14 protein-coding genes and 1 pseudogene are annotated in these 16,546 nt (G+C 66.6%); 7 read left to right on the top strand and 8 right to left on the bottom strand.

What is annotated here, in order from left to right:
* Positions 1-88 precede the first annotated feature (88 nt).
* Both EDC31_RS15865 and EDC31_RS15860 read left to right on the top strand, forming a co-directional pair.
* Positions 89-274, top strand: a pseudogene (locus EDC31_RS15865) (ATP-binding protein); the annotation flags it as partial.
* 271 nt (positions 275-545) lie between these two features.
* Positions 546-2,099, top strand: a complete 1,554-nt coding sequence (locus EDC31_RS15860; RefSeq protein WP_239641771.1) for an ISL3 family transposase — start codon at positions 546-548, stop codon at positions 2,097-2,099.
* A 180-nt stretch (positions 2,100-2,279) separates the two neighbouring features.
* On the opposite strand, the gene EDC31_RS15850 is transcribed toward EDC31_RS15860, so the two are convergent.
* The 5 genes from EDC31_RS15850 to EDC31_RS15835 are packed head-to-tail and all read right to left on the bottom strand — an operon-like array spanning position 2,280 to position 7,520.
* Entirely contained in the window at positions 2,280-3,005 is a 726-nt protein-coding gene (locus tag EDC31_RS15850) for a pirin family protein (RefSeq protein ID WP_042062489.1), read from the bottom strand.
* Positions 3,002-4,552, bottom strand: coding sequence for an efflux transporter outer membrane subunit (locus tag EDC31_RS15845; protein WP_042062501.1), 1,551 nt, complete (start codon positions 4,550-4,552; stop codon positions 3,002-3,004). Before EDC31_RS15845 ends, EDC31_RS15850 begins: the two co-directional genes overlap by 4 nt.
* A 10-nt stretch (positions 4,553-4,562) precedes the next feature.
* Positions 4,563-5,639, bottom strand: a complete 1,077-nt coding sequence (locus EDC31_RS15840) for an HlyD family secretion protein (RefSeq protein ID WP_042062487.1) — start codon at positions 5,637-5,639, stop codon at positions 4,563-4,565.
* Positions 5,640-5,698: 59 nt separating this feature from the next.
* Positions 5,699-5,860, bottom strand: a complete 162-nt coding sequence (locus tag EDC31_RS17835) for a hypothetical protein (RefSeq protein ID WP_158310375.1) — start codon at positions 5,858-5,860, stop codon at positions 5,699-5,701.
* 31 nt (positions 5,861-5,891) lie between these two features.
* Positions 5,892-7,520 (bottom strand): MFS transporter, encoded by a 1,629-nt coding sequence (locus EDC31_RS15835; RefSeq protein WP_042062484.1) that lies wholly within the window; start codon positions 7,518-7,520, stop codon positions 5,892-5,894.
* Between the two features lie 251 nt (positions 7,521-7,771).
* On the opposite strand from EDC31_RS15835, the gene EDC31_RS15830 reads away from it, so the two are divergent.
* On the top strand, positions 7,772-8,749 hold the full coding sequence (locus tag EDC31_RS15830; protein ID WP_042062499.1) for a LysR family transcriptional regulator: 978 nt from the start codon (positions 7,772-7,774) through the stop codon (positions 8,747-8,749).
* A 75-nt stretch (positions 8,750-8,824) separates the two neighbouring features.
* On the opposite strand, the gene EDC31_RS15825 is transcribed toward EDC31_RS15830, so the two are convergent.
* A complete protein-coding gene (locus EDC31_RS15825; RefSeq protein WP_243697813.1) occupies positions 8,825-10,240 on the bottom strand; it encodes a lipopolysaccharide biosynthesis protein in 1,416 nt (471 codons plus the stop codon).
* Between the two features lie 48 nt (positions 10,241-10,288).
* On the opposite strand from EDC31_RS15825, the gene EDC31_RS17830 reads away from it, so the two are divergent.
* Both EDC31_RS17830 and EDC31_RS15820 read left to right on the top strand, forming a co-directional pair.
* Entirely contained in the window at positions 10,289-10,429 is a 141-nt protein-coding gene (locus EDC31_RS17830) for a hypothetical protein (protein WP_158310374.1), read from the top strand.
* A gap of 181 nt (positions 10,430-10,610) precedes the next feature.
* The gene (locus EDC31_RS15820; protein ID WP_081797951.1) at positions 10,611-11,855 is read left to right on the top strand and encodes a glycosyltransferase family 4 protein; all 1,245 of its coding nucleotides are present in this window, start codon (positions 10,611-10,613) and stop codon (positions 11,853-11,855) included.
* Between the two features lie 18 nt (positions 11,856-11,873).
* Here the strand turns inward: EDC31_RS15820 and EDC31_RS15815 are convergent, their stop codons facing one another.
* Together EDC31_RS15815 and EDC31_RS15810 are read right to left on the bottom strand one after the other, a co-directional pair.
* Positions 11,874-12,875, bottom strand: coding sequence for a radical SAM protein (locus tag EDC31_RS15815; RefSeq protein WP_042062483.1), 1,002 nt, complete (start codon positions 12,873-12,875; stop codon positions 11,874-11,876).
* A gap of 57 nt (positions 12,876-12,932) precedes the next feature.
* Positions 12,933-14,087: a glycosyltransferase gene (locus tag EDC31_RS15810; RefSeq protein ID WP_042062481.1), complete on the bottom strand. Its 1,155-nt coding sequence runs from the start codon at positions 14,085-14,087 to the stop codon at positions 12,933-12,935.
* 114 nt (positions 14,088-14,201) lie between these two features.
* Here EDC31_RS15810 and lptF point away from each other — a divergent pair, with 114 nt between their 5' ends.
* Positions 14,202-15,338, top strand: coding sequence for an LPS export ABC transporter permease LptF (gene lptF / locus EDC31_RS15805; RefSeq protein ID WP_042062479.1), 1,137 nt, complete (start codon positions 14,202-14,204; stop codon positions 15,336-15,338).
* A gap of 4 nt (positions 15,339-15,342) precedes the next feature.
* Positions 15,343-16,446 (top strand): LPS export ABC transporter permease LptG, encoded by a 1,104-nt coding sequence (gene lptG / locus EDC31_RS15800; RefSeq protein ID WP_042062477.1) that lies wholly within the window; start codon positions 15,343-15,345, stop codon positions 16,444-16,446.
* The last annotated feature ends 100 nt before the right edge of the window (positions 16,447-16,546 follow it).

Below are 16,546 nucleotides of genomic sequence, written 5' to 3'. Positions count from 1 at the left end.
TTCCCGGACCTCAGGCGAAAATCTCTGGCTCATCATGTTCATCATGGCTCCTTCTCACAGATAGGAGCCTCCGGGAAACCCGGGACGCTTCAATCTGATCAGCCGCCTTTACGAACAGACTTCAGTGATCGTGACAACCAATCTCTCCTTTGGCGAATGGGCCAGCGTATTCGCCGACGCCAAGATGACCACGGCGCTGCTCGACCGCCTGACCCATCATTGCGACATCGTCGAGACCGGCAACGAAAGCTGGCGGTTCAAAAACCGCTCCTGACCCCGGCTAAACGAATAATCCTGACAGGGCTTCTCCCTTGCGCCTACGGCTCCAGGAAGAAGCCCTGTCACGTATGGCGGAGGGGTCATTTTTGCGTGCCGATCGGGGGTCAAATTTGGTTCATCCGCACTTTGCGTGCAGGAGGTGATTGTACGGCGGCTGTAGATTTGGGAAAGGCTGAGGATCTGCCACTGATCTGGATTTCGCGCCCTTGTCCGCCGTTCGTGCTCTTGATCTCCCCCCGTCCTTGTCGTCTGGTCGTGCGGTCATTATGGCCGACAGTATGCAGGTCGAGACGAAATCCCGTTCTCATGGAGCAGCCTGTCCCGATTGTGGCACGGTATCGCATCGGCTTCACAGCCATTACATTCGCAAGCTCGCCGATATGCCGGCGCATGGACGTCGTGTTTCCCTGTCGATGACGGTGCGGCGTTTCCGTCGCACCGATAAAGGATGTCGGCGCCGCACTTTCGTTGAACCATTGGGGGGATTCGCGGCTCCCTACGCGCGGCAGACGTCCCGGCTGACAGACCTCCACTTCGACGTGGCCTGCGCACTGGGCGGGAGCGCGAGCGCCCGTATGGCGACGCGCCTGTGCTGCCCGGTCAGCGCCGACACGCTGATCCGGCGCATCGTCAGGATGGTCCCGATCACCGAACGGCATGAAACGCCCCGTGTTCTCGGCGTCGACGACTGGGCCTGGCGGCGTGGTCATCATTATGGCACCATTCTCGTGGATCTAGAACGAAACAAGGTGGTCGATCTGTTGGCCGCTCGGCAAGGGAGCACACTCGCGGCGTGGCTCCGCGATCATCCCGGCATCGAGAGTGTCGCCCGTGATCGCGCAGGAGCCTATGCCGACGGCATTCGGCAGGGTACCCCGGCCGCCATCCAGGTCGCGGATCGATGGCATCTGATCCGTAATCTCCATGATGCCTTCCTGACCGTCGTCGATCGGCACACCGCCCTGGCCAGACGCATCATGGCCGATATCACGAGTGAGGTATCCCCGGTCGAACAGACGATAGACGCGGAAATGGTGTGCGATCCGGGTGAGGCCGGGCCCGTTGCATCCAGTCACGCCCGTCATGGAGAGAGAGAAGAGCAATACCGGCAGGCGGTCGCCATGCGGGCGAAGGGACAGACGATCAGCTGTATCGCGCGGACAATCGGCGCGGAACGCAAGACCGTCCGGCGGTGGTTGCGACAGGGTCACCCCTCGACATGGCAGCGTCGCATCTTTCGGCCCGGCATCATGACCCCCTATGCCGCCTATCTCGATCAACGCCTGAAGGATGGATGTCACAATGCAGCTTGTCTGCATCGCGAAATTACAGCCATGGGCTTTTCCGGCCGATATGGAAGCGTCAGGGACTGGATCGTATCGAGACGATCCACGGCAGGTGCGTTTCATCCTGTGCCAGTCAAACCCGCGCCCATGGGCAGAAACCTGGCATGGATGCTCACGACTGAATCCGACAATCGGTCGGAAAAAGACGTCCTGTTTATCCAACGCCTGATGACGGCTGCGCCAATACTTGCGCAAGCCACGGCCTGGGTAAGAAACATGCAGGATCTTTTTACCAAAAAAACACAAGCATCTCTGGAAAAGCTTCTCGAAGAAGGGAAAAAAACGCCTTTATCCCGTTTTGTAAATGGCTTGCGGCGAGACCTTTCTGCCGTTCAGGCCGCGTTGCACACCCCCTGGACCACCAGTCCCGTCGAAGGGCAGATCAGCCGCCTCAAGATGATCAAGCGCACCATGTTCGGCAGAGCAGGTTTCAAACTCCTCCGCGCCCGCGTCCTGCACGCAAAGTGCGGATGAACCCCAATTTCAACGCCGATTGACACAAGAGAGGCCAGACGCGCCGGCGCCAGCACCTTCGGCGACACATCCCCGATCACGCCCGTCAGGCTGCGCAGAACGCCGGACTCGTCGATCAGCGCCGGACGTTCCTCTCCCGGTTCGCCGTAACGGCACAGCTTCATGCGTGTCTCCTTTCGCTCAGTCCGAATCGCAGACGATGAGAGTCGATGGCGCGAGCGCATGCACGATGACCGTCTCACATCCTGTGATCGCGACACCGCAGCCCTCGTCGGCGTTATGTCCAAGGATTTCGACCCGTCCCGCCACGACCAGGGCGTAAACGCAGCGATCCGCATAAGTGGGAAGGACGGCCTGACCGCCGATCGGGAGTTCGAGGCGAAGCACGCGTGCCCGGGTCTTCAACGGCAGCGGATCACGCGACGATACCTGATCCACCTCCTCCGGGTCATCCTCGGGAAAGCCGCTGGCCAGCAGGACATGCGCGAGCCCGAAGCTCTTCCCGGCGCGGCACAGACCGATTTCCGGCTCTCCTCCCTCTTCCTCGGGGATGAGCCAGAGTTGCAGGAGCGACGCGGGGGTATTTCCCGCCTTCCATGTCGCCCGGGACACGCCGGCGCCGGCGCTGACGACGTGACAATCGCCCGGCTTAAGCAGACTGTCGCCAAGACCATCCACCGTCGCCATGACCATGCCGTTCCACACGAGGGTCATGATTTCGACCGCGCGTTCATCGTCCAGCCTGAAGGCGGCGTCGGCCTCCAGTTCGATCCGGTTGAGCACGCGCAGCCGTCCCCAATGCAACGGGGCGCGATCGACATAGTCGCGGAAGGCGAAATGACAGTCGAGATCGACGCCATCCTGGACCAGATGACCCAGTTCTGAAGGGTGCCGCACTGTGATCATCCCTGCCGCGCTCCCTGTCCGGCCCGCCGGGCCGTCGCCACCGGATAGCGCACCTCCCAGCCGCCGCCAAGCGCGCGGTAAAGTCGGGCCACCGAGACCGATACGGCCGTCGTCGCCTGCACGAGCTGGTTCTGACTGGCCAGAAGCGCGTTCTGCAAGGTCAGCACGTTCAGGAAGTCCGACGCACCCTGCACGTATTGCTGCTGGGCCAGACGCACCGCCGTCTCGTTCTGGGCCACGGTCTCCTTCAGCCGGTCGCGCTGCTGCTGGGCGGCGGAGAAATCGGCCATGGCGTCGTCGATTTCCTGCCATGCCTTGAGGATGGTGCGCTGGAGATTGATCGCCGCCTCCTTCTGCTGCGCGCGGCGCAGGCGCAACTGTCCGGTGAGGCGCCCGCCCTCGAACAGCGGCAGCGTCATGGTCGGCCCGAACCCGTATTGCCGCGACGCCCACGAGCCGAGCCCGCTGAATTGCAGCGCCTGCACGTCAAGACTGCCCGACAGCGTCACGCGCGGAAAGAAATCCGCCACGGCCACCCCGATGCTGGCGGTGGCGACATGCAACTGTTCCTCGGCCATGCGGATATCCGGCCGACGCTCCGCCAGTTCCGACGGCAGGCCGACAGGCACCGCATCGGGCACGGGCGGAATCGGCGCGGGCGTGCCGAGCTGCGCCCTGAGCGCGCCCGGTTCGCGCGCCGCCAGAAAGCTCAGCGCGTTGATCAGATGCACTTCCTGGCTGCGCAAAATCGGCAGGCGCGACTGGAATTCGCTGAGTTGCCCGCGCGAATCCGCCACATCGAGTTGCGTGGACGCCCCTTGCGCGAAACGCAGGCTCGTCAGGCTGACACTGTGCCGCGCGATGTCGATATTGCGGTTGACGATGGCGATCTGCGCCTGCACGCCGCGCAGATCGAGATAATCCTGCGCGGTTTCGGCCATCAGCGAGACCAGCACGTCACGCTGCATGTCCTGCGTCGCCCTCACCGCCGCATTCGCCGCCTCGACCTGCCGCCGGACATGGCCCCAGAGATCGACCTCCCATGACGCGCTCATGCCGTATTGCGGCAGGTTGAAGGACGGGTTGCCGACCGTGCCCGGCACGGCCACGGGGCCGAAGCCCTGCGCGCCGCTGGCGACATCGCCCGCCCCGGCGCGCTCCAGCGTGCCGAGCAGGCCGAGAATGCCGTTGGTGCTGGCCCGCTCGCGCGCATAGGAAGCGTTCCCCTCGACATGCGGGAACTGCGCGGCGCTCGCGATCCGTCGTTCGGCGATGCTCTCCGCCAGGCGATAGGCGCTCGCCCGCAGATCCAGATTGGCGGAGGCGACCTGCCGTTCCAGCGCCGTCAGCACCGGATCGCGATAGATCGTCCACCATTGCGGATCGGCGGGGCTTTCCACCGGGCGGCTTTCGGCATCCGCGAGGCCGCGATGCCAGTGCGAGGCGCTGGCGACATCGGATTTGTGATAGTCGGGCCCGACCGTACAGGCGCCGAGCAGGAGCATGCTCGCCAGCGCGAGCGTGCGTCGGTTGAGGAGTGTGGTCATGATCCGTCCCTCACCGCCACGCATAGCGGGGATCGTCGGCTTTCGGGCCTTCGGGGCGCGACGCCGTGTCGATCCTGACTTCCACCGACATGCCGACCCGGACCCGCTCCGCCAGTTTCTGCCCCGGATCGAAGGTGATGCGCACCGGCAGGCGCTGGACCACCTTGGTGAAATTGCCGGTCGCATTATCCGGCTGGATCGGCGCGAAGGCCACGCCCGTCGCCGGGGGGATGCTGTCGACATGGGCGTGGAGCGGCTGGCCCGGGAACGTATCGACCCAGACCGTCGCTTTCTGCCCCGGCAGCACATGCGTGAGCTGCGTCTCCTGGAAATGAGCGACGACGAAGGCGTCCTGGACCGGCGTGATGGCCATCAGCGCGCTGCCGGGATGGACGTAATTGCCGACGCGCACCCCGCGCGCGCCCACCACGCCATCCACCGGAGCCGGGATCGTGCAATAGGACAGATCGAGTTCGGCGCGGCGCTGCTCACCTTCCGCCCGGGTCAGATCGCCTCTGGCGCGCTCGATCCGGGCGGCGAGCACGTTCTTCTCCTGCGTTGCGGCCTGCACGGCCGCCTCGTCGCGGGTTTTCGCGGCGGTGGTCTCCCGCGTCTGCGCCGCCGTCCGCTGGCGCTGCTCCGTCGTGCCCGCGCCGCCGGCCGCCAGATTGCGGTATCGGGCCTCGTCCTGCCGCGCGAAGGCGAGCTGCGCGTCATCCGCCTCCACGGCGGCGCGTGCGGCGGCGATCAGGGAATCCTGTCGGGTGAATTCCGCTTGCAGATTGGCGATATCGGCGCGCGCGGCGACGACGTTGCCCTGCGCGACGGTCAGCGCCGCGCGGTAATCGTCGTCCTCGATATGCGCCAGCACCTCGCCCTTGCGGACCCGCTCGTTGTCCTGCGCCATCACGGCGTCGATGCGTCCGCCCACCTTGGGCGCGACGACAGAGGAATAGGCGGACACATAGGCGTCGTTGGTCTCGACATTGACACCGTCTCCGAGCACGAGCCGGTCGCCGCTCCAGGCCGCGGCTCCCAGGATCACCACGCCCGCCGCCACCAGCAGTATTTTCGTTGTTCCGTTCATGAATATTCCCTCTGGCGGCCCCGGCGGCCGCGTCATCTGTCGCGGAGTGCGCGGAACCGTCAGATCAGCTTCAGGTAGATCGTTACGACAAGAGCGACGAAATAACCCTCGATCCGATAGCGCAGCGTCCTTCTTGGAATGATCGCGCCGGGCTTGTGGTCCGGTGATCGGCGTTTTCCGCATCGCCATTGGCGCGGAGCACCATGCGAACTGGTCTTCATATCGTTCTCACATGAAATATCGTCCGCCCCCTCAGCGCGCGGGAGCGGTCACGGATGGCGCGCGGGGCGGATAGACCCGCTGCGGCAGAAGCAGATTGAGGGCGAACAGCACGGCGCAGACGCCGATCATGATCGTGTAGATGTCGGCACAGGCCAGAATGAGCGCCTGCTCCGACGCCTCGCCATGCAGCAGGACGGTCATGTTCCAGTCCAGCCGGGCGGGATCGGCGATGTGCGGCGCCAGCAGCGCCTGCGCCGGATCTCCCCAGGGCTGCAACGCGTTATGGTTGGTGCCATAGGTGTCGAGCAGCATGGTGGAATGGAATTGCTCGCGCCGGCGCAGCAGGGCGGAGATGACGCCGGCCGCGATGGCGTTGGCCAGCCCCTTGGTCATGTTGAACATGCCGGAGATGAACGGCCCGTCCGCCGGACCCAGGCCCATCGTCGCCAGCATCAGGATCGGGATGACCATCATCGGCTCGCTGAGCACCTGCAGGAGCTGAACCGCGTAGAAATTCTCGCGCACCCAGTCGGCGTCGATCCAGGTGCCGAGGAAATAGGACAGACCCTGAATCGCAAGGCCCGCCATCAACACGTGACGGCAGTCCACCCGGCGGATATTGCACAGGGCCGAGACCAGCGGCAGCGCCAGGATCTGCGGCAGCGCAAGGACCAGCATGACGGGCGCGATCTGGATCGGGCGGTAGCCGCGCACCTCCGCCAGATAGACCGCAGGGATTTCCGCCGTGACCGCGCCCAGCATCAGTACCGCCGCCAGTGTCAGCAGCGCGTCCGTCACGTTGCGCTGCCGGAGCAACTGGATGCGGAAGAACGGCACCGGGTGGAACCATTCATTGACGATGAACAGCACGAACAGGAACCCGCCGCCGAAGAACAGATGGGTGATCAGCGGCGAGCGGAACCAGTCCATCCGGTCCCCCTGCTCCAGCGCGATCACCAGCATGCAGATCGCAGGCAGGCCGGTCAGCAGACCGCGCCAGTCGAACTGGCGGAAACGCTCCAGCCGGATCGGGTCCTGCGGCAGGCCCCACGCCACGCACAGCATGGAGATCAGGCACAGCGGTACGATCTGCCAGAAAAGAAACGGCCAGCCGAGATACTCGAACCAGAATCCCGCCAGCGGAGCGCCGCCGATATTCGGCCCGAAGGTCGCGGTCAGGGCGTAGGCGCCCAGTCCGTAGATCTTGATATTGGGCGGCAGAAACCGCAGCGCCACCGTCATCAGCATCGGCGGCAGGCTGCCGCAGGCCATCCCCTGCACGCAGCGCAGCAGAAGCAGACACCCCAGATTGGGCATGAAGGGCGCCATCATACCCAGCACGCCGACCAGCCCCGTCATCGCGATCGTCAGGCGACGGATGGAGAACGTCACCGAGCACCACGGCGCGAACGCCATCGCGGCGATGTTGAACGCCTCGAACAGGGCGGTGATCCAGGAGCCCTCGTCGTGCCCCAGATGGAACGCGCCCCTGATATCGGCGAGCCCAGCCTCGGTCGTATGTTCGTTGAACCCCGCCAGCAGCACCGCCAGCAGCACGCCCGCCAGCCCCGTGGCCAGGCGCGGACCGAACACCGCAGCCTTCGGCGGCGCGGGCAGCACTTCGGGATGCGGACGCATCCGCGCATCAGCGTGGTCCATCGGACACCTCGCAACAGTATCATTTGATCTCGTGGCGGCAGTCTTGAAGAAACATCCTATGTTTGGGAACGCTCAATTATGAAATCATCGGGAAGCAGATATGGAACGGTCGAATGTCAGATTCCGGTTGCGACGCGACGACGTCTCTGCCAGCGTTGACCGAGGCGAGGGCCGCTCGCCGCGCATTCATCCCATGATCCGTTGTCTATCAGCGACTTCAGAGCGTGCCCCGCATGACGAAGGAGGACCGGATGGCACACGTGGCGCGCGGCTACGATCTCAATCTTTTGCAGGCCATGAACGTTCTGGTGGAGGAATCGAGCGTCACGGGCGCGGCCGAGAGGCTGCAGGTCAGTGCCGCGACCATGAGCCGCACCCTGTCCCGCCTGCGCGAGACGTTCCACGACGCCATTCTGGTGCAATCAGGGCGGCACATGGTGCCGACGCCACGGGCGCTACAGATGCAGCCGCGCGTCAGCCAGATCCTCTCCGCCATCAACGATCTGTATCGTCCACGGCACGCCCTGGATTTCACCGGCCTGACGCCGACCTTCCGTATCCGGGCCGCCGACGTGGTGATCGGCCCCTACGCCGAGGCGCTGCTGCGCGCCCTGCGCGCCGACTGTCCGGACACCACGCTGATCTTCACGGCGGAATCGAACAGCGACGACAGCGATTTCCTGCGGCAGGGCGGGATCGATCTCTATATCGGCGCCACGGCGTTCCTGCGCCCCGAAATCATGCGCCAGACCCTGTTCGAGAGTCGCTTTCGCGGAGTCGTGCGGGCCGGTCATCCGATTCTGCTGGGCGAGATAACGCCCCAGGCGCTGGTGGCCTACGATCACATCGCCGTCTCGCGCCGGGGGCGACGACGCGGACCGATCGACGAGGTCCTTGCCGACCAGTTTGGGCTCAAGCGCAATGTCGCGCTGCTGCTGACGTCCTTCTATGCGGCCCTGCACGGACTCGCGCAGACCAATCTGATCCTTCCCATGCCGGATATCCTGACCGACGCGGCGACGCTCGACCGGCTGGGTCTGTATGGCTTCCCCCTGCCGCTCGATCTGGAGCCGGTGACGATCTTCCAGGCCTGGCATCCCCGTCACGACACCGACCAGCTCCATCAATGGCTGCGGCAGAAGGTCGTCCAGATCATGAGTTCGAAACGACCGCCACTGTTTGAGGGACCGTCGATGTCCGACGACGCCGGGCTTGCAGTCCGGATCTGATGTCGGGGTGCACCGGGACAAAGCCGCACACGTGCCGCGCCGAACTTCACTCGTTGAACAGGAACTCCCGCCCCCTTACGGGCGGGAGGACAGGGCGGTGCGCGCGGGGATCAGCCGCGACAGCAGGACGAGGGTTTCCGCCATCAAACTCGCGCTCCCCGCGCCCGTCAGTCCCCAGAGCCGGGCGGCGACATAAAAGGAGGGAAGGCCGACCAGCGTCGCCGCCAGACGCCCCCGGAACAATGCCGAGGCGCGCCCGAGAGAGAGCAGGAGCGGTTCGAGGGGCGCGTCCCAGAGATCCATCAGGCTCGTTCCGGCCAGAAGGAGCAGGAGCGTGAAGGGCAGCTTCCGCTCATCCCCGAGGACCAGCCCGATGACGGGGGGCCCGGCCAGCGCCGCGACGGCAATGGCCAGCGCGCAGAACCCCGCAAGGATGAGGAGGATGCGCCGCGTCATCTGCCGGATGGCGGCCCAATCCCGGCTGTCGCGCAGGCGGATCAGCTCGGGATAGAGCGCCGGGGCGAGAAACTGGGCGGGCTGGCCCAGCGCGTCGCAAACGTCGCGGGTGACGGAAAAGACGGCGGTCGGGGCCGGACCCAGAATGCCGCCGAGCAGGAGCAGCGTGACGCGGCTCTCCAGGCCGAACAGCCACTTGTCCGCGCTCGTCGCCAGAACGGGCCGCCACAGATCGGGGCCGCGAAGGAGCCACGGCGCGCCGGTCAGGGCGAAGCCGCGCATGGCGCCGGCCTGCCGCAGCGCGCGCCAGGCAAGGACATGATCCGTCATGCACCCCGCGACGACGGCGACATACCACACCGCCAGATACGCGCCGAAGCTCCAGTGCAGCAGGAAGCCGATCGCGGACCCCAGAACCTTGCACCAGGCCGAAGCGACATCGCCCATCATCACCTGCCCGAACCTGTCGGTCAGCCGCAGGACGCCCATGGCGCCCGAGGTGTTCATGAACAGGATCGCGGTCATGTAGAGCAGGGCGAGCGGCTGGTCGGCGGGTGGCCAGCCGAGATGCGCGCCGAGAAGAGCGACGCCGGGAATCGCCAGGACGAGGCCGAGAGCCGCTCCCCCGAAATCCAGCACCAGGCAATGCCGCAGGAGAGAATGAAGCGCGCCGTGATCCTCCCGTTCCAGCAATGCCGGTCCGAAATTCAGCAAAGGTTGCCAGGACTGGAGGCGGGTGGCGGTCGAAAAGGACATCGCGCAGCTATGCACGAGCAGCAGCGCGCCGTATCCCGCCGTCCCGAGCGAGCGCGCGACGATGGCGACGGCGAGGAACGACGCGATCCCGGACGCGACCTGACCGCCCAGCAGCCGCCCCGCATTCGCGAAAATCCGCGCCAGCAGCGCCGGCGCGGGCCGGGCCCGCGGACTCTCCTCCGTCACTTCATTCAAGCAGCGTTCTCCGCCTGTCGCCGAAGGCACATACGCCGCCGCGCGGCGGCGCACAACCGGCGCGCCGTCAACGCCCTTGCCCATTGACCCCGCCGCTCCGCCGACCCCTTAATGCGGCAGGAGAAACGACTCATGCGCACAACCTTCCTTCTCGCCGTGCTCGCCCTCGCGCTATCCGCCTGCAATGGATTCGACCACGCGAGCTGCCCGAACGATCCCTACAGCACGCTTCCGAACACCGGCGTGAAGCAGGTGCTGCACACCTGCAACTGAAGTGCCGCGGCATCACGCGAGAAACGAAGGACGATTGATTTAAAATCAAGCGTTTCCAACGGACGGGCCCTCTGCCGGACATGCGTGGCGGATTGACAGAAAGCGAGGCGCGGCTCCACAAGGAGCCCGCGCCGAAACCCGGCATCCGGGCTTTCAAGACAGTCTCTGACAGGTCCCGGTGATGCCCGCTTCGTCGATCCGCGTTCTGTTCGCCTTCGAAAACCCTCTTCCCAGCGCTGAGGCGGACGCGGAAGTCTTCCTGACCACCGCGCGCTACCTCGCACCCGCCCTCGGCCGGGCCGCCCTGCATGTCCCGGTCCGCCCCGGCCAGAGCGAAGAGCTTTCGGTCTCGCTCGCGATGCCGGTGATCGGCGCGTGGGCGCCGCTGAAACCCGCCATCCTCCGGCATTTCGCCTGCGGGGCGACGCTGGTCTGGCGTCGGGCCTTCCGGCAGGCGGAGATCGTCTATACGCGCAATCTCTGGGTGGCGTGGATGGCCATCCATTTCGGGCGCTTCGTGGTGTTCGACCATTACCGCCCATGGCCGGACCAGATCCCGCCCCTTCAGCCCTGGCTCCGACGGCTGATGACCCATCGGCGCTTCCTGCTCAATATCTGCCATTCGCAGTACACGCTCGAAAAATACCGCGCGCTCAGTGTTCCGGAAGGCAAGCTCGTCTGCATTCACAACGGCTTCGAGCCCGCCCGCATGGCGCGGCCCCTGCCCGTCGGGGAGGCAAAGCGGCTGCTCGGGATTCCGCCGGAGCGCAAGACGGTCGTCTATACCGGCCGCATCAACCGCCGGAAGGGGCTCGAACTCGTCCTTCAGGCCGCGCGCGCCCTCCCCGATCTCCAGTTCCTTCTCGTGGGATCCTATGGCGACGGCCCCATCGAGGCGGAAGCGCGCGACCTCCCGAACGTGACGATCGTGCCGTGGCAGGCGGAGGAGGCGCTCGCACGCTACATCCATGCCGCCGACGTGCTGCTGATTCCGCCGTCGAGCCGCCCCCTGCTGACCTTCGGCTCGACGGTCCTGCCGCTCAAGGTCTTCCTCTATCTCGCCGCCGGACGTCCGATCCTGGCCGGGAACACGCCCGATCTCCGCGACGTGCTGCGCGACGGCGAGAACGCGCTGCTGTGTCCGCCCGACGACGTGGCGGCGCTCGTGGACGGCCTCACACGCCTGACGCAGGACACGGCTCTCGCCGCCCGTCTGGTCGAGGGCGCGCGAAAGGACAGCCGGTCGCTGACCTGGGCGGCGCGGGCGGAGCGAATCGCGCGGGCCATGGCGGCGCGGCTGGACGACCCCGTCGTCACCCCTCCCGGCGGCTGGACGCGACGGGAGCGCGCCGACTGGCGCCGCCGCTCGCTGGGCTGGCTGCGGCACGTCCTGCGCTCCGGAAACCCCGTCCTGCCGCCGCGGTGAGACGCCGCGGTTCCGGCATCATGAGACCGGCTTCGGCTCGGCCCTCGGCACGCGCTTCGACTGCGCGCCGCGATAGCGGTCGAACAGGCTCATCTGATGCACGCAGCTCAGCGTGCAGGTCGGGCTGCATGTCTTCTCCGTCGCATATTCGCGGCGGATATCGTCGCGCGTGTACTCCAGCAGCGCCTTGCCGGGCCGCCCGCGCTGCTGGGAGCACCAGTGAACGGCGCCGTCCTCGGTGATGTAGAGATACCGCGCCCCCGCGCGGCACTTCCACGCATTGGGCTGCCCGTCCATCAGGTTCTTCTGGAACAGATGGTAGTTGAGCTTGTGCACGATGGAGGGCGAAATCTCCGTGACCCGCTTGTACGCCGCCTTCTGCTCCGGCGAGAGGGGCTTCAGCAGCCCCGAATGGTCGTGCAGCACCCCGACGGAATGTTGCAGCCCGTAGCGCGCCGCCGTCTCGGCGATCGTCACGATGTCCTGCGTCCGCGCGCCGGTCACGCCCATCACGGAATTGACGTTCACCTTGAAGCGGGCATGTTCGGAGAGCAGGGCCAGCCGCCCTTCCACGGAAGACAGGCTCTTCATCGAAATCTCGTCGGGCTGGAGATTGTCGATGCTGACCTGCATGCCCTGGAGCCCCGCCGCGTTGAGCCGCTCGATCCAGCTCCGCGAGAGGCGGAAGCCGTTGGTGATGGTGGTGACGATCATCCCCCGGTCGCGCGCGAACCGCACCAGCCGGTCGAGATCGGGATGCAGGAGCGGCTCGCCCCCCGTGAGCGTCAGCGAGGCGGTGCCCAGCGCGGCCAGATGCGCGATGCGCTGCTCCACCACCTCCGTTGGGACCGGCGACGAGAAATCGTCATATTCGTTGCAGTAGCCGCAGGCGAGGTTGCAGCGCCGGGTGACGACGAGCTGGGCGAGGAGCGGCGTGTAGCGCGTTCCGACGGCCTTGGCGGCGAATCGGAGCCCCGCGCCCATGGTGGAGAGGCGCGTGGCGAGAGGGGGTTTTTTCATGTTTCATCCGGGCTGGAAGAGGCGGCCGCCCCCTTTGAGCAGCCTTCTAGATAGGGTCTATGGCCGCCGGGGAAAAGAGCCGTCCGTCACATCGTCGTAAAGCGATTCCAGCCGCTCCGTCTGCCGCGCGCGATCGAAACGGCCGAGCACGAAGGCGCGGCCCCGAAACCCCATGGAGAAGCGCCGCTCGCGATCGTCCAGCAGCGCGGCCATCGCCCCGGCCAGCGCCTCGACGTCGCGCTCCGGCACCAGAAGCCCCGTCTCGCCCTCCAGCATGCTCTCGGGGATGCCGCCGCTCCGCGTGCCCACGACCGGCAGCCCCGTCGCCGCCGCCTCGAGCAGCACGAGCCCCAGCCCTTCGACGCGTCCGCCCGGCGTGCGGACGCTCGGGAGCACCAGCATGGCGCTCCGCCGCATCCACGCCGTCACTTCCGCATGAGGCCGCGCGCCGAGGAAGCTGACGCGTTCCCCCACGCCGCAGGCCCGCGCCAGCGCCTCCAGTCGCGCGCGCAGAGGCCCCTCGCCGATAATGACGAGGCGGGGCTCCGGCCTGCGTCCCGCAAGTTGCGCGAAGGCGCGGATGAGATAGGCCGTCCCCTTGACCTCCACCAGCCGCGCGACATGCAGGATGATGGGCGTCTCATCTTCCTCCGCCTCCGCGCGCTGGCGGATCGCGGCGCAATCCACGCCGATATAATGCAGCAGCGTGCGCTCCGCCGGGAAACCCATGGCGAGCACGCGCGCGCGGAGAAAGGCGGAGGCACAGAGGAACAGCGCGCCATGCCGCGCCAGGCTGCCCCGGAAGAGCGGGTAATGGAACCAGGCGGGCGACATCAGGAAGGCGGGCCAGGCGAGGGTGGCGTCAAAGCCGTGAAAGCTCGTCACCAGAGGAACGCCCAGCCGCGCCGCCACGGGAAGGGCCAGCACGCCGTCCGTGCCGAAATGCGCGTGGATGAGCGCCGGGGCGCGCGGCCCCAGCAGCTTCAGATATGGGCGGGGACTACGGGAGAACATCTGCCAGACGGCCGCCGCGTGCCTTGGCAGTCCCCTCCCGTCCCCGAGGACGAACGCCTCGCGGCCCGGCGGCGTGGCGCCGAAGCGCCTGCGGCCCATGTAAAGCGGGCGGTACCGCGTCAGGGCCTCGGCCTGCTGGGCGATGAAGGTCTCCGAGGGCCGGAAGAGGTTCTGCCGGAAAATGACGATCTCGCGCAACGATGACCCCCGGCCTCTTGCGGGCCGCCTGGTTTGACGGCCGACGGCGACGGAGCCTATAGCTCGTTTGCAGTGGGAAGAACAGTTCATCCGGCGATGACGCAAGCGGGACACATGGGGCGGGCGCGACGGTGGAGGCTGGCCCCCGGTCTTTTCTCCCCCCATGGTCCGGCGATTCTCGACCGTTACCTGATCGTCGCCATCCTGCGTCCGCTGCTGGCGGTGCTGGGCACCTGTGCGGCGCTCTTCGCGAGTTACGGCGCCGTCGATCTGATGGGCGAGGCGGCGAACGGGCTCCTCGCCTCGGGCTCGATCGCGGCGATGATCGGGCTGCGCGTGCTGATCGCGCTCGAGATGCTCGTGCCGATCGCGCTCTATCTTTCGATCGTGCTCGCCTTCGGCCGTCTCTACGAAACGAGCGAATTCGCGGCGATCTGGTCCCTGCGCGTCACGCCCTGGATGGTCCTGCGCGCCGTGCTTGTGCCGGCGGGGGCCTGCGCGGTGCTGGTGGGGTTTCTCTCGCTCGTCGTGCGGCCCTGGGCCTATGAGCGGCTGCATGAGCTGGCCTATCGGTCGACCCTGACGCTGAACACGGACGCGCTGGCCGGAGGCACGTTCTACATCACCCAGGACGGCAAGCGCGTGATCCATCTCGACAGCCGGATGAGAGGGCACGGCCCGGCGCGCCATATCTTCATGATGCAGCGTCTCGACGACGGCTATATGCGCGTGGTCTCGGCGCAGATCGGCTACGCGATGCGGAACGCGTCCTCGGGAACGCCCGGCGGCCCGCTCATCCGGCTGGAGAACGCGCATGTCTATGACATCGCGCAGCAGGACGGCCTGCCGGACCGGGTCCTGTCGCTTGCCTCCGCGACCGAGGACCCGACGCGCCACGGCGACGCGATGCCCGACCGGAACGCGGTCGCCACGCCGACCCGGACCCTGATGGGCTCCACGACGCCGGAAGACATCTCCGAGCGGCAATGGCGCTTCTCGACGGCGATCTCGACCCTCATCCTGAGTGTGCTGGCCGTAGCGCTCGGACGAGGCAGCCCGCGTCAGGAACGCTTCGGCCGCGTGGGAACCGCGCTCGGCGTGTATTTCATCTATTACATCGCGCTCACGGCGGCGCGGACGAGCGTGCAGCACGGGCAGATCGGCGCGGTTCCGGGCATCTGGTGGGCGCCCGCGCTGCTCTCCGTCCTGGCCGCCTGGCTCTTCTCCCGCCGCATACTGGAGCGCCGCTAACCCCATGGCGCGGCGGACCGACTCCCTGCGGGACGCGCTGCGTCCCGATCTGGCGACCTTCTATATCCAGAAGGCGACGCTGCGCGGCTTCGGCACGGTCGCCGCCGCGCTCACGGCGCTGTTCACCCTGCTCGATTTCGTCGGCGAGCTGGCCCATGTCGGCAAGGGGCATTACGGCGTTCGCGACGCCCTCGCCTATGTGCTGCTCCTGAGCCCGCAACGGCTCATCGAGGTCAGCCCCATCGCCATGATGTTCGGCTGCCTGCTGGCGCTCGGCGCCATGGCCCGCCACGAGGAGCTGACGGCGTTCTTCGCGACGGGCCTTTCGGAATTCCGCATTCTCCGCGCCGTGATCCTGCTCGTTCCGGCGGTTTCGGCGTTGCTGCTCGTGCTGTCCCAGTTCGTGGTGCCCTCGGCCGAGTTCCGCGCCCAGCAGCTTCACGCGGCGGCGACGGAGGAGGCCGATGTCGAGGACGGCGTCTGGACGGTGGAGAACGGCGTGTTCCTGCATGTCGGCGTGCTCGCGGACGGCAGGCGGCCGGAGGACATCGATATCTATCGCTTCGGCGGGACGGATGCGCTGCAACGCTATATCCACGCCGCGCATGCGTCGGTCCGCCCGGATGGGGACTGGCTCCTGGAGGACGTCACGGTCAAGGACATCCATGACGGGCTGTTCCGGACCAGCCATCCCGCCTCGCTGCGCTGGCGTCCCATCGCGAGCCTGCGCGAGTTGCGGCTCCTCGGACGCCCGCGCGCCACGGTGTCCGCGACGGCCCTGCTGTCCTACATCCGGGAGCGCGAGGCGCAGGGACATCCGGACCCGCTCTATGTCAGCGAGTTCTGGAGCCGCGCCGCCCTGCCGTTCTCCATGATCGGGCTGGTCATGTTCGCCGCTCCCCTGCTGTTCGGCCCGGCCCGCGCGCGGGGCATCGGCGCGCGCATGGGCGGCGGGGTCCTGATCGCGATCACCTATTCCCTCTTCCAGCAGATCGCACTCAGGCTGGGCCTTCTGGCGGGGATTCCGTCGGTCGTGACGTCGCTCGCCCCTCCGCTGGCCCTGATCCTCCTGGGCGTCTATCTGATCATCCTGACCCGCCAGCCCTGAACGTCCGTAACCGGCCGCTCAGGGCCGCCTTATGATTGGATTGGATGATTGGTAATCTCCTGTCGTTAACGACGTTGTTATTGACGTCGTTTGGGAGGTG

It is taken from the genome of Acidomonas methanolica, from assembly GCF_004346035.1.
GTDB classification, from domain to species: Bacteria; Pseudomonadota; Alphaproteobacteria; order Acetobacterales; family Acetobacteraceae; genus Acidomonas; species Acidomonas methanolica.
This window is presented reverse-complemented; position numbering and strand designations above follow the sequence as displayed.

Coding starts and splice junctions, on each gene's coding strand:
- EDC31_RS15840 (WP_042062487.1), bottom strand. CDS start 5,639: ATGAACGGAACAACGAAAATACTGCTGGTGGCGGCGGGCGTGGTGATC.
- EDC31_RS15820 (WP_081797951.1), top strand. CDS start 10,611: ATGCCCGCTTCGTCGATCCGCGTTCTGTTCGCCTTCGAAAACCCTCTT.
- EDC31_RS17835 (WP_158310375.1), bottom strand. CDS start 5,860: ATGAAGACCAGTTCGCATGGTGCTCCGCGCCAATGGCGATGCGGAAAA.
- EDC31_RS15815 (WP_042062483.1), bottom strand. CDS start 12,875: ATGAAAAAACCCCCTCTCGCCACGCGCCTCTCCACCATGGGCGCGGGG.
- EDC31_RS15860 (WP_239641771.1), top strand. CDS start 546: ATGGCCGACAGTATGCAGGTCGAGACGAAATCCCGTTCTCATGGAGCA.
- EDC31_RS15850 (WP_042062489.1), bottom strand. CDS start 3,005: ATGATCACAGTGCGGCACCCTTCAGAACTGGGTCATCTGGTCCAGGAT.
- lptF (WP_042062479.1), top strand. CDS start 14,202: ATGGGGCGGGCGCGACGGTGGAGGCTGGCCCCCGGTCTTTTCTCCCCC.
- EDC31_RS17830 (WP_158310374.1), top strand. CDS start 10,289: ATGCGCACAACCTTCCTTCTCGCCGTGCTCGCCCTCGCGCTATCCGCC.
- EDC31_RS15825 (WP_243697813.1), bottom strand. CDS start 10,240: ATGGGCAAGGGCGTTGACGGCGCGCCGGTTGTGCGCCGCCGCGCGGCG.
- EDC31_RS15845 (WP_042062501.1), bottom strand. CDS start 4,552: ATGACCACACTCCTCAACCGACGCACGCTCGCGCTGGCGAGCATGCTC.
- EDC31_RS15835 (WP_042062484.1), bottom strand. CDS start 7,520: ATGGACCACGCTGATGCGCGGATGCGTCCGCATCCCGAAGTGCTGCCC.
- lptG (WP_042062477.1), top strand. CDS start 15,343: ATGGCGCGGCGGACCGACTCCCTGCGGGACGCGCTGCGTCCCGATCTG.
- EDC31_RS15830 (WP_042062499.1), top strand. CDS start 7,772: ATGGCACACGTGGCGCGCGGCTACGATCTCAATCTTTTGCAGGCCATG.